General features: G+C 53.3%; 12 protein-coding genes. 4 read left to right on the forward strand and 8 right to left on the reverse strand.

The genetic code is table 11. The features are described from left to right. Together ACFPMF_RS25970 and ACFPMF_RS25975 are read right to left on the reverse strand one after the other, a co-directional pair. Positions 1-2,017, reverse strand: a 2,017-nt coding sequence (locus ACFPMF_RS25970) for a M1 family metallopeptidase (protein ID WP_379850690.1), incomplete at its 3' end; no start/stop codon positions are given. A 240-nt stretch (positions 2,018-2,257) separates the two neighbouring features. After that, complete coding sequence (locus ACFPMF_RS25975) at positions 2,258-2,863, reverse strand: HupE/UreJ family protein (protein WP_379850692.1); 606 nt, start codon at positions 2,861-2,863, stop codon at positions 2,258-2,260. A 212-nt stretch (positions 2,864-3,075) separates the two neighbouring features. On the opposite strand from ACFPMF_RS25975, the gene ACFPMF_RS25980 reads away from it, so the two are divergent. The 3 genes from ACFPMF_RS25980 to ACFPMF_RS25990 all read left to right on the forward strand — a co-directional run bounded on the left by ACFPMF_RS25980 (position 3,076) and on the right by ACFPMF_RS25990 (position 5,390). Beyond that, positions 3,076-4,053 (forward strand): zinc-dependent alcohol dehydrogenase family protein, encoded by a 978-nt coding sequence (locus ACFPMF_RS25980; RefSeq protein WP_379850694.1) that lies wholly within the window; start codon positions 3,076-3,078, stop codon positions 4,051-4,053. A 147-nt stretch (positions 4,054-4,200) separates the two neighbouring features. Continuing rightward, positions 4,201-4,905 carry a MotA/TolQ/ExbB proton channel family protein gene (locus ACFPMF_RS25985; protein WP_379850696.1) on the forward strand — a complete coding sequence of 235 codons (705 nt, stop codon included), beginning with the start codon at positions 4,201-4,203 and terminating at the stop codon, positions 4,903-4,905. A 92-nt stretch (positions 4,906-4,997) separates the two neighbouring features. Further along, positions 4,998-5,390, forward strand: coding sequence for an ExbD/TolR family protein (locus ACFPMF_RS25990; protein ID WP_379850698.1), 393 nt, complete (start codon positions 4,998-5,000; stop codon positions 5,388-5,390). Between the two features lie 37 nt (positions 5,391-5,427). Here the strand turns inward: ACFPMF_RS25990 and ACFPMF_RS25995 are convergent, their stop codons facing one another. The 3 genes from ACFPMF_RS25995 to ACFPMF_RS26005 all read right to left on the reverse strand — a co-directional run bounded on the left by ACFPMF_RS25995 (position 5,428) and on the right by ACFPMF_RS26005 (position 8,973). Continuing rightward, positions 5,428-6,441 (reverse strand): FAD:protein FMN transferase, encoded by a 1,014-nt coding sequence (locus ACFPMF_RS25995; RefSeq protein ID WP_379850700.1) that lies wholly within the window; start codon positions 6,439-6,441, stop codon positions 5,428-5,430. A gap of 6 nt (positions 6,442-6,447) precedes the next feature. After that, the gene (aroC, locus tag ACFPMF_RS26000; RefSeq protein ID WP_379850702.1) at positions 6,448-7,530 is read right to left on the reverse strand and encodes a chorismate synthase; all 1,083 of its coding nucleotides are present in this window, start codon (positions 7,528-7,530) and stop codon (positions 6,448-6,450) included. A gap of 90 nt (positions 7,531-7,620) precedes the next feature. Continuing rightward, entirely contained in the window at positions 7,621-8,973 is a 1,353-nt protein-coding gene (locus ACFPMF_RS26005) for a BatD family protein (protein ID WP_379850704.1), read from the reverse strand. Between the two features lie 195 nt (positions 8,974-9,168). Between ACFPMF_RS26005 and ACFPMF_RS26010 the strand changes: the two genes are divergently transcribed. Next, positions 9,169-9,372 carry a hypothetical protein gene (locus ACFPMF_RS26010; protein ID WP_379850706.1) on the forward strand — a complete coding sequence of 68 codons (204 nt, stop codon included), beginning with the start codon at positions 9,169-9,171 and terminating at the stop codon, positions 9,370-9,372. Positions 9,373-9,429: 57 nt separating this feature from the next. Here ACFPMF_RS26010 and ACFPMF_RS26015 read toward each other — a convergent pair whose 3' ends face one another. Genes ACFPMF_RS26015 through ACFPMF_RS26025 form a run of 3 tightly spaced genes read right to left on the reverse strand, consistent with a single transcriptional unit; the run spans position 9,430 to position 12,527 of the window. After that, a complete protein-coding gene (locus ACFPMF_RS26015) occupies positions 9,430-10,764 on the reverse strand; it encodes a dihydroorotase (protein WP_379850708.1) in 1,335 nt (444 codons plus the stop codon). Positions 10,765-10,818: 54 nt separating this feature from the next. Further along, positions 10,819-11,802 (reverse strand): porphobilinogen synthase, encoded by a 984-nt coding sequence (hemB, locus tag ACFPMF_RS26020; RefSeq protein ID WP_379850710.1) that lies wholly within the window; start codon positions 11,800-11,802, stop codon positions 10,819-10,821. A 44-nt stretch (positions 11,803-11,846) separates the two neighbouring features. Continuing rightward, a complete protein-coding gene (locus ACFPMF_RS26025; protein WP_379850712.1) occupies positions 11,847-12,527 on the reverse strand; it encodes a response regulator transcription factor in 681 nt (226 codons plus the stop codon). Positions 12,528-12,586: the final 59 nt, after the last annotated feature.

A 12,586-nucleotide genomic window follows, 5' to 3' on the forward strand; every position in this document is an offset into this window, starting at 1 on the left:
TGCGCTCGTCGTCCGACAACGTTGCCAGGTAAGCCTGGTAGCGCTGGCGGTCGGCATCGGTCACCGCAAACGGGTCGTAGCGGTTGTAGAAATCCTTCATGGTCGAATCCTGAGCCACCACGGTTTGCTCTTTGGTGGCCGCATCGCGCAGCTTGCTGATGGTGTTGGCCCTGGCCTGGGCCTCGGCGCGGGCCAGTTCTTTTTCCACCTCGGGATTCTGGGTGTTGATCGTAAACCAGTCCACTTCGACCAGATCCTGATCGACGGCTTCCACACCGTAGAACCAGCCTTTCCAGAACCAGTCCAGATCGACGCCAGAGGCATCTTCCATGGTGCGGAAGAAGTCGGCGGGGGTGGGGTTTTTGAAGGCCCAGCGGTTGGCGTACTCCTTGAAGGCGTAATCGAACAGTTCGCGGCCCATGACCGTTTCCCGCAGGATATTCAGCGCCGTAGCCGGTTTTGCGTACGCATTGGGCCCCAGGCTAATGACGTTCTCGGATGAGGTCATGATCGGCGACAAGACCGACTTATCAGATTTCATGTAATCCACAATCTGGTTAGGCTCTCCACGCCGGGTCGGGAAATTGTAATCCCATTCTTTCTCGGCCAGGTACTGACAGAAGGTGTTCAATCCTTCGTCCATCCAGGCCCACTGCCGCTCGTCGGAGTTGACGATCATCGGGAAGAAGTTGTGACCCACCTCGTGAATAATCACCCCGATCATACCGGCTTTGACCGCTTCGGAATAGGTGCCATCGGGTTCGGGCCGACCGCCGTTGAAGCTGATCATCGGGTATTCCATCCCACCGCCCGGCGTACCGTGGCAGGAAATGGCCACCGGATACGGGTACTTGAAGGTGCGGTTTCCGTACGATTTCAGCGTATGCTCAACGGCCCGGGTTGAATATTTCTCCCATAACGGATTACCTTCTTTGGGGTAGAAGGACATGCTCCAGATTTTCTTGCCGTCGCCGTAGACATCGGTTTGCATGGCATCCCAGATGAATTTGCGCGAAGAAGCAAAGGCGAAATCCCGCACGTTATCGGCTTTGTAAATCCAGGTTTTCTTGCCGGTGGGTTTGCCTTTTTCGGCCGCTTCGGCTTCGGTCTGGGTGACGATGATCACCGGGGTTTTGGAATTAGCGGCTTTTTGCAGGCGTTGTTGCTGGGTGGGCGTCAGCACCTGTTTGTAATTCTGACACTCGCCTGATGCTGCTATGATATGGTCATTCGGGGCCGTAATGGCGACTTTGTAGTTACCGAAAATGAGGGTAAACTCGCCCTGGCCCAGAAACTGCTTGTGCTGCCAGCCACTCACATCGTCATAAGCCGCCAGGCGCGGAAACCAGTGGGCGATGAAGTAGTTGTAGTTTCCATCTTTGGGAAAATATTCGTACCCGCTGCGGCCGTAATATTCCGTAATGAGGTAATTCCAGTCGACGCCGAAGACGAAGTTCTGACCCGGTTTCAGGGGCGCCGGCAGGTCGATCCGCATCATCGTCTGGTTGATGGTATACTTCAGCGGTTTACCGGCTTTGTCTTTCACCGCCGTGATGTTGTAGCCGTATTCCCGCTCGGGACCGTTGGGCCGGCCCGCCCGGCCGCCCGTGGCGGTTAAGGCCCCCAACCCAGCCGCTGTCATTCCGTTTTCGTTCACACTGCCGGTCCGGGTGATGCCGCCGATGGATCCTTTCTGGAATAAATTCTGGTCCAGTTGCAGCCAGATGTATTTCAGTTCGTCGGGGGAGTTATTATAATACGTGACGGTTTCCGAGCCGATAATTTTCTGGTTGGCATCGTCCAGTTCGACTTTAATGTCGTAATCCGCCCGGTTCTGGAAGAAATCCCGGCCCGGCGCGCCGGAAGCCGTGCGGAAGGTGTTGGGCGTGGGCAGCATTGAGCCCATCTGTTCAAAACGGTCGTTGGCTTTGTAATTGGCCGTGGATGGCGGTTGCGCCTGGGTGCCAAATACGAGTGCAGTTAATCCCGCAACCAAGAGACGAAATCTCAAGTTCATAGTTAGGTTCCGAATATAATTTGTGATGAACGCAGCTATGAAGTTACTAAAAACCGCATAACTATGTCTACCCCATTGGGTTGTAGCGGTTTGTAGCTACTAAAGATTCTATTAATCCTTTTTATTCTTCTACTTTACACACCTCCAGGCTTCGCTCGCGGGTGTGTAACATGATTATACCATCATACAAATTAAGGATTCGGAATCGCACGGACTAAAAGCCGCGCGGTCCGTGGGCCGTTAGAGTTGGGCAAGGTATTCGTTAGTGATAATCAGGGAGAGAGCCATCCCGGCGACGATTCCCGAAACGATCAGGTTCCAGTCGTGGCGCCGGACCCGCATCAGCTCGATCAACACAAACGCAACAGCCAAAACCGCCAGGACAATGAAAATCTGACCGAACTCCAGCCCTAGATTGAAAGCAAACAGCGGCTTAACGATGCTCGACTGCTGCCCCAGCAGGCTCCGCAGGTAATTGGAAAACCCCATGCCGTGAATCAGGCCGAATACCAGCGCCAGCACATACCGGCCGGGCGACTGTTTGGCTTCATCGCTAAACCGGCTTTTGGGTACTTTGAAGAAAAAATTCGTGATCGCCGTAATCAGAATTGTGACCGGAATCAACAATTCGATCACATCCGTACTGTAGTTGATGAGTTGCAGGGTGGCCAGCGCCAGCGTCAGCGAATGGCCAATGGTAAAAGCCGTTATCAGAATCAGCACCTGTTTCCACTGATTGAGATTATAAATGGCACATAGCGCAATGACAAACAAAATGTGGTCGTAGCCGCCCGGATCGGTAATATGCGAAAAACCCAGTTGGAGGTATGCCCAGAATTCACTCATGCAGTTCGTGTTGATTTAACTAATCCATTTCGGTACCTGAAAAGGTCCTTCGGGGAATTAGCGGTTGTAGGGATTAGGGTAAGTATGTCGTCAAACGGGGCAAAAATAGAAAGTTTGTTCATTCTGACCTACTTTCCTGTCCGTAAGAATGGATTGCCTTGTACTTTTGCCGAACAATTTGATATTTTACGGTTTATAGCCTTTCTTCTTCCATGCAAACCGTCCGTTTTTCAGCCATCGGCAACCCCACCGATGTTCTCCAAATCGTCGAGACCTCCCTACCCGAACCGGGACCGGGCGAAGTTCGGATTAAAGTTCTTGCCAGCCCGATCAACCCCTCGGATCTGTTATTTGTGCAGAATCTGTACGGTATTCTGCCCGAACTGCCGTCCGGAGCCGGTTTTGAAGGCGTCGGAATTGTCGATAAAGTGGGCGAAGGCGTCGCGATGCGGACCGGTATCCGGGTGAGTTTTACCGCCACCGGTGCCTGGTCGGACTATACGCTGGCCAACCAGCGCAGCCTGATTCCGGTACCCGATTCGTTGTCCGACGAAGTGGCTGCGCAATTGTTCGTCAATCCGTTTTCGGCCTACGCCATGCTGGAAGAATCGGGCCTGCAGCCCGGCCAGTGGGTGCTGCTGACGGCTGCCGGATCGTCGTTCAGCAAAATCGTAATCCAGTTATGCAAACTGAAAGGCATCCAGACCATCGGGACGGTGCGGCATAATGAACTCGATGACGAACTGAAAGCGATGGGCGTGACGGCCATTGTCAATACGGAAAAAGAAAAACTGACCTCCCGCGTCAAAGCCCTGACGGAAGGCAAGGGCGTTGCCTGTGTGCTGGAAGCCGTGGGCGGCAACACAGCTTCCGACGCGCTGAAATGTCTGGCAAAGGGCGGCACCATGCTGCTTTACGGCGTCCTAAGCCTGCAAAATCCGTCGTTCAACGTCGGTTTGATGATTTTCCGGGAACTGACGGTCAAGGGGTTCTGGCTGAGCGACTGGATGCGCCGGGTCGATAGCCAGACGCGGCAAAATGTGGCCCGGAATGTGCTGACGCTGCTCGTCGGCGGCAAAATTCAGTTGCCGGTCGAAGCCACCTATCCGCTTTCCGACATCAAAAAAGCCATTGAACACAGCGAACAGCCGGGGCGGCACGGAAAGATTCTGGTAAAGTCTAATCAGTAACTTTTCGGATCATTCTCCTTATTGTTTCGTTATATTTGAACGCCCATTGCTTACAATAAATCCGGCACGGACGGCGTTGAAAAACGAAGGCTTCCGCATCCGGTTCTGTTGCAATTTTAAAAACCGATTATCTGATTCACAGCGCACATGATTCTATTACAAGTTCCAACGGCTGGTGGTCCGGCCGTCGATTCCACGGCAGCAGTAGCCCCGGCCCAAAGTATGCAATTACTCGATCTGGTTGCCAAAGGTGGCTGGGTCATGATTCCGATCTCCCTCCTGTTCTTTTTCGCCCTGTATATGATCATCGAACGCTGGCTGTTCATTCGGAACAATACGCGGGTCGACGATAATTTTATCGACAACGTGAAGGACATGGTGCTACAGGGGAACATCAAGTCGGCCGAATCGTTCTGTAAGAATCAGCGTAACTCAATTGGCCGGATTTTCGAGAAAGCCATCGGGCGCATCGGTTCGCCGATCAAGGACATTGAAGGAACGCTCGAAACGGTCGGTCAAATCGAACTATCGCGGCTGGAAAAGAACCTGGGTTACCTGGGCATTATTGCCGGTATTGCGCCGATGCTCGGTTTTATCGGAACAATTTCGGGGATTATCCGGATTTTCTACGACATTTCGTTATCCGATAACATCAGTGTCGGCATCATCGCCGGGGGGCTTTACGAAAAAATGATTACGTCCGGTGCCGGTCTGATCGTCGGGGTAATCGCCTACACTGGTTACCACCTACTGAACATGCTGATCGAGAAATTCACGCTCAAGCTGGAAATCAACTCGTTCGAGTTCATGGAAGTCCTGCAAAAACCAACAGAAGCCGCAAGGGTGAGATAAGTTTAAACCAGACAAGAGAGAATAGACAAGAGAATAAAGACAAACGAAGGTTTGGTCTTTTATCTCTTGTCGCTTGTCTTTACTCTCCGACAATGAAATTCCGAAGAAAACATAAGTTTGCCGCCGAGGTAGCCACTTCCTCCCTGAACGACATCATGTTCTTTCTGCTGTTGTTCTTTCTGATTATTTCGACGGTGGCTAACCCGAACGTCATCAAGCTGTTGCTGCCCAAAGCGGCATCGTCGCAGCAATTGAGCAAGAAACAGGTTACGCTGTCGGTCGATGCCGACAAGCGGTATTTTATCGATAAAAATCCGATTGCCGCCGAAAATCTCGAAATGGAGCTGAAAACGATCATGAAGGACGTGGCCGAACCCACCATTGTCGTGCGGGTCGATAAAACGCTGGCCGTTCAGGATCTGGTCGATGTGCTGCAAACCGGGGCCAAACTCAACATCAAAATGGTGATGGCAACCTCGAAATAACGGCCTGTACGCTTTAGCTATCAAGCCCCGTATGGTTTTAAAAACCGTCCGGGGCTTTTTCGTGGGAAGACCAGCGGACAGTCTTTCCCCTCCGGTTTTCCGTAACCCAGACCGTCACGCCCGGAAACCGCCGGATCAGTCGCTTGCTTTTCCGGATTCCCGCGACGCTGAACACTTTGGTCAAGGCGTCGGCCTGGGTGCCATTTGGGGCCAGAACCGTGGTCTGAACGTGATACAGCAAGCCCAGTCCCGTGCGCGGATTCATCAGGTGCGAATACCGTTTTCCGCCATGATCAAGGTAGCGGTGCGTGGCCCCGGAGGCAGTAATGCCCACGTTTTTCAGCGATAAGGTAGTCGTATCCGCGCCAAAACCGGTCAGAATCCGCCAGCCTTCTTCTCCCGGTGGCGGTTCGCTCACCCGAATATCGCCCCCGATGTCGAGCAGGGCCGATGGAACGCCCAGTTGCCACAGCAACTTCATGGCCTCATCGTTGGCGTAGCCTTGTCCGATGCCGCCCACATCCAGCCGCATACCCGGTTTTTTCAGACGAATTTTTTGTTGGATCGAATCGAACGCGATGGCGCGGTAATCGACCAGTCGATGGGCTTTTCGCAGTTCGGCCTGGGTCGGGAAGATTTTCCGCCGAACCGCCCGGCGCCAGAGCTGCGACAACGGCCCGATGGTGGGGTCAAACAAACCGTCGGATTTTCGGGCCATTAAAACCGCTTTCCACAGAACGTCATACAGCGAAGGCGACACCCTGACCCATTGCCCCGAACCCGCCGTAGCCGATAACCGGTTGATCTCACTCCCGTCCAGGTAATCGCTCATCACAACGTTCAGCGAATCCATCCGGGCATCGACCGCCCGGCGAATCCGTTGGGCCGTGTTGTCATCCGGCGCGTAAAAAATCTGCCGGAACTCCGTACCAAACAAGCCCCGGTCGAACGTATAACGCCGGAGCGGCTGGGCATTGGCGACCTGGATAACATTGATCAGGCAAAGGGTCCAAAAAACCGTCTGCCGCTTATTTTTCAGAAGGTTTACCAAAACCGGTTACACTTTCGCGACTTTGTTGCGCAGGTAAAAATCGGCCAGTACCAGGGCCGCCATCGCTTCTACGATCGGCACGGCGCGCGGCACCACGCAGGGATCGTGCCGCCCTTTGCCCGACACCACCACCGGGTTGCCGTTGGCATCCACGCTCTCCTGATCCTGCATGATCGTGGCCACCGGTTTGAAGGCCACCCGGAAGTAAATATCCTCGCCGTTGGAAATACCGCCCTGAATGCCGCCGGAATGGTTGGTCGTCGTTCGAACCCGACCGGTTCCTTCGTCGACGTAAAACGGATCGTTGTGTTCTGAACCGTGCCGTTCAACGCCGGCAAAACCGCTACCGTACTCAAACCCTTTGACGGCGTTGATGCTCAGCATCGCTTTGCCGAGTTCGGCGTGTAGTTTATCAAAAACCGGTTCGCCCCAGCCCACCGGAACGCCCGTGACGACGCAGGATACCACGCCCCCGACCGAATCGCCTTGCTTGCGGGTTTCGTCGATGTATTCGAACATTTGCTGGGCCAGCACCGGATCGGGACAGCGCACGGCATTTTCCTCCGCCTGCGCAATCGTCAGTTCCTGATACGGTGTTTCCAGCTTCAGTTTGCCCACCTGCGACACGTAGGCCTGAATGCTGACGCCCTGCTGCTTCAACAACAATTTAGCCAGCGCCCCGGCCGCCACCCGGGCAGCGGTTTCGCGGGCCGAACTGCGCCCCCCGCCCCGGTAATCGCGGACGCCGTATTTCTGCTGGTAGGTATAATCGGCATGGGAGGGCCGGAACTGCTGGGCAATGTGCGAGTAATCCTTGCTGCGCTGGTCTTCGTTCCAGATCACGAGGCTGATGGGTGTGCCTTCGGTTTTGCCTTCAAAAATTCCGGACAACACCTGAAATTCGTCTTTTTCGCGCCGTTGCGTCGTGATGCGCGACTGACCCGGTTTTCGCCGGTCCAGTTCCGCCTGAATAAAGGCGGTATCAACCTCCAGCCCCGCCGGACAACCGTCGATGATGACCCCAATGGCCGCGCCATGCGATTCGCCGAAAGTGGCAATTTTAAAAAGCGTTCCGTATGTACTGCTCATTATTTACGTGTAAGGTTTAAGGTCTAAGGTTTAACAGTGATCGGAATACATGGGCCTTGACCGTTAAACTTCAACCCTTAAACGCTCTCTTTATTTTCTCCAAAATAAATACATCATTCCCAGAATCATGACGATCAGCAGGATATTTACCCCCCGCCGGAGCAATTCCTGAACATTAATCGGCTGGGCCGAACTGTCGACTTGCTCGATTCCGGTATAAATCGAACCGGGCAAACTGACCCGTACCGTATCGCCTTCGGGCACAGCCGTGCCGCCCACGCGCAGAGTAATGGCCGAGCGCAGGGTATCATACTGCTGCTTTTTCAGGTCAAAATAAATCCACTGAAAATACGACGACAGGGGAAAATGACCGTTTTGCCGGGGCACAAGGGCGTACGTAAAATTCTTGTACCCCGATACATGGCCGCCGGTCCGGTTGATCACTTCCTTTTCGGCAGGTGGAAAAATGTCGAAGGGCGTGGAACCGGGCACGACCGGGGCGGGTACGGATGCCAGGTTCCCTTCCCCCGTGATTCGGAAATTATACTGTACGCTCTGACCCACCGCCGGATTTTTCCGCAAGATATTTTCGATCAGCCGGAACTGCCCGACGGGCACACGGTCGCGCAACGGATGGGGCGGCAGGGGGCTTACAGCAATGGATAACGGGCGCGTCGTATAGCCCACAATTTCTTTTTTCCGCTCCCCACCCGGTTTGACCGCCGGACGGAGTTGCTGCAACTTCAGGGTAACCGACGGAATCTGGATCGGCTCTTTGTTCAACGGGAAAAAAGTGGCCTGATAAATCCGGTATTCGGCATACCGCTTGCCGTTGAAAAAAACCGGGTGCCGCGACAAGTCCGAAATGCCTTCGTTTTCTTCCCAGCAATTGGGCGGACGCAGTATTTTCAGCAGTTGTTGAAGCTGTTGATCAAGTTCATAAAATGTTAACTCAAACGGGTAGGATTCGGCCACAAAAAAAGACAATTTTAGCGAAAAGCCTTCGCCCGTATAAACGGTGGTCTTTGACGTACTGACAGACAGGAAAACGTCATTCCGGTCGATGGGGCCGGGCGGTGCCACAAAGGTCGCGACCGAGTCGGCAGAAATGGCTGCGGGCCGGACGGTGATGATGACTTCTTCGGACTCAATGGTGGTTTCGCCAACCACTAGCTTGAAAGGAGGCAAACGATACTGGCCCGGGCGAGTAGCCGTATACGATTGCGTAATTACCTGTGAAACAACGGTTTTCCCATTCACTTCGGTGGGCGTCACGCTGGTTGTCGTTCCTTTTTTGATAAACCCCTGGATAGGCGGAAAATTGACAACGGGCCGGGAATCGCTGTTTTTAATGACGACCGAGATGAAAAAGGGCCGTTCAATCGAAATATCCGTTTCACCCAATTCTATAGCCATCGACGGCGCCTGCGCTAACAGATTCATGCTCAGTAGGCCGTGAAAAAATAATGCAAATAAAAATTGGAATTTTAGAAATTTCATCTTTAAATTTGAGCAACAAAAATAACCAGAATGCGTTACAATTTTGAAGATTCCGACGGATCATTTCGAATCCGCCGGGTATCTTTTTGAATGTGGAGTAGATCCTCAAAACTCTAACCAAAAAATGTAGTATGTAGTATGGCAACAATGCTGGAGTACATCAAGACGATCCTTCAAAAAGTCAGCTTTGACAAGAAATTGTTTGAGAAGGAGTTGAAAAAAGCCATTGGCCTTCTCATACCTGAGGAGGTGAAACAACTAAAATCCTGGTGCTACGAGAAATTTAGTAATTTATATCTTTCCGTTCTTAACCGATGTTTTTACAGGCGAAAGCTTGCCTAGACTCGGTTCAACGCCCGAGACAAAAAAGGTCGGCTTTTGAGCCGACCTTTTTTATTATTATCGAATAAACCGTAACCGTTTCCCGGTTGATGTTTCGTCAAACCGCCCGTTGGCGTAGGCCAGGTGCCCCGATACGATCGTATGTGTAACGGTATGGCTAAAAACCGTCCCTTCCAGGGGCGACCAGCCGCACTGGTACTGAATATTTTCTTTCCCGACGGCGGTTTGCTGGTTCGGATCCACCAGCACCAGGTCAGCCCAGTAGCCTTCCCGGACATATCCCCGCCGGTCAATCTGAAAGCAATCGGCGGGCGCGTGGCTCATTTTTTCAACGACTTTCTCCAGCGACAGTTTGCCTTGCTGAACGGCTTCCAGCATGAGCAGCAGCGGGTGCTGAACCAGCGGTAAACCGGAAGGAGCCTGCCAGTAGGGTTGCTGCTTTTCGTCCCAGGTGTGGGGCGCGTGGTCGGTGGCAATAATGTCCAGCCGGTTGTCGAGCAGGGCCTGCCAGAGTTGCGGTTTATGGTGCGGGGCTTTGATGGCCGGGTTGCATTTGATGAGGTTCCCCAGCCGCGCGTAATCGTCGGCGTCGAACCAGAGGTGGTGCACGCAGACTTCGGCCGTAATCCGTTTTTCTTTCAACGGCACCGAATTGTCAAACAAAGCCAGTTCATCGGCCGTCGAGATGTGCAGGATATGCAGCCGGGTGTTGTACTTTCGGGCCAGTTCGACCGCCAGCGACGAGGATTTCAGACAGGCTTCCTCGTTCCGAACGAGTGGGTGGATGGCCGCCGTGGCCGCGTCGCCAAACTGCTCTTTATACCGAACCGTATTGACCCGAATCGTGGCTTCATCCTCGCAGTGGGTCGCAATGAGCATCGGGCTTTGCCGGAACACCTCTTCCAGCACCTTCACATTGTCGACCAGCATATTGCCCGTCGAAGAACCCATAAAAATCTTGATACCGCAGACGGCTTCGGGGTCGGTTTTCAGCACTTCGTCCAGGTTATCGTTCGAACCGCCCATGAAAAAGGAATAGTTCGCCAGCGAGGTCCGGGCGGCAATGTCGTACTTCTGCGCCAGCAGTTCCTGCGTCAGCACATTCGGAACAGTGTTGGGCATTTCCATGAAACTCGTGACACCCCCGGCCACGGCGGCCCGCGCTTCGGAGTGGATCGTCGCCTTGTGCGTCAACCCGGGTTCGCGGAAATGCACCTGATCGTCGATGACCCCGGGCAACAAATACGATCCCTTGGCGTCGATCACGGTTTCTGCGTTCCGGCTCAGCCCGGAACCGATTTGTTCGATCAAACCATCTTTGCAAAAAACATCGGTTTCCCGAATGCGGCCCTCGTTCACCAACCGGGCGTTACGGATTAGAATACGGCTCATGCGATAAAAAAGCAGCGGGAGCTTTTGTGTCCCGCTACCGGTTTTGGAAGAATCTTACAGTTTTCGGAGTTGCGCCACTTCTTTGGCAAAATACGTCAGGATGATTTTCGCTCCCGCCCGTTTCATAGCCGTCAGCACTTCGAGCATGGTCCGCTCGCCGTCGAGCCAGCCGTTGGCGGCAGCCGCCTTGATCATGGCGTATTCCCCGCTCACGTTATAAGCCGCAATCGGCAGGTCGAAATTGTCATTCAACAATTTGATGATATCCAGGTAAGCCAAAGCCGGTTTCACCATCAGAAAGTCAGCCCCTTCGGCATAGTCCAGCTCGGCCTCGATCAGAGCTTCCCGGCTGTTGGCCGGATTCATCTGGTAGGTTTTCTTATCGCCAAACCGTGGAGCCGAATCCAGCGCATCACGGAACGGGCCGTAAAAAGCTCCGGCGTATTTAGCCGTATAGGCCATGATGGAAACGTTGGTAAAGCCGTCTTTGTCAAGCGCTTCCCGGATGTACCCGATGCGGCCGTCCATCATATCCGACGGACCAATAATATCGGCTCCGGCCCGGGCCTGCGCTACCGCCATTTTCCCTAACACCACCAGCGTCTCGTCGTTCACGATTTCGACGCCACCCGGTTTTTCTTCCACAATGCCATCGTGACCGTCGGAACTGTAGGGGTCCATCGCCACGTCGGTCATCAGGGCGATGTCCGGAAACCGGTTTTTAATGGCTTGCACGGCTTGCAGGTACAAGCCTTCCGGATTATGGCTTTCTGTCGCGTATTTGTCTTTTTTGCTTTCGGGCAGATTGGGAAACAGGGCAAAGGTCCGCAACCCCAGATCGACACATTCCTGCATTTCTTCGAGCAACAAATCGAGCGAATACCGGGCCACACCCGGCATCGAGGCAATTTCCGAACGAACCCCTTCGCCTTCCATCACGAACATCGGATAAATCAGGTCGTTGAGCGAAAGCGAATTTTCCTGGACTAAATCCCGAATAACGGGCGATTTTCTATTTCTGCGAGGTCTTCTTAGCATACCACTATCCTTTAGTAGGGTAACAAAGATAACACACAGAAAAGTTACGCCATGAGTTTAAATCCTTCGCCGTGCAGGTTAACGATCTGAACCGACTCGTCGTCTTTCAGATACTTGCGGAGTTTGGTGATGTAAACGTCCATGCTGCGGGCATTAAAGTACGAATCGTCGCCCCAGATCAGTTTCAGGGCAAAGCTGCGGCTCAGCGGCTGGTTTTTATTCTGGGCGAACAATTTAAGCAACGCGGCCTCCTTACTGGTCAGTTTGACCTCGGTGCCGTTGCGGGAGAGGAGTTGGTGGGCAAAATCGAAGGAGAACGAACCAATCTGATAGGAAGCGGGTTGCTGGACCTCATCGGTTTTCTGATACCGCCGGAGAATCGCCTGAATCCGGAGCAGCAGTTCTTCCATGCTGAACGGTTTGGTCATGTAATCGTCGGCACCGATCCGGAACCCCTGAATGGTGTCTTCTTTCATCGACTTGGCGGTCAGGAAGATGATCGGGACATCGCGGCCCGACATCCGCACTTCCTTCGCCAGTGAAAAACCGTCTTTTTTGGGCAGCATCACATCGAACAGGCACAGGTCGTAGGTGTAATCGACAAACCGCTGCCAGCCCTGATTCCCGTCGGTGGCTAAATCGGTCGTGTATCCTTTCGAGTTCAGGTATTCCTGCAACAACAGACCCAGATTCGGGTCATCTTCAACCAGTAAAAGCTTAGGCATAGTACGTATTCCCTGATCAACCCTGATGTTCCCTGATCAACCCTGATATATAATTATTA

This window comes from Larkinella bovis (assembly GCF_042655385.1).
Classification (GTDB): domain Bacteria; phylum Bacteroidota; class Bacteroidia; order Cytophagales; family Spirosomataceae; genus Larkinella; species Larkinella bovis.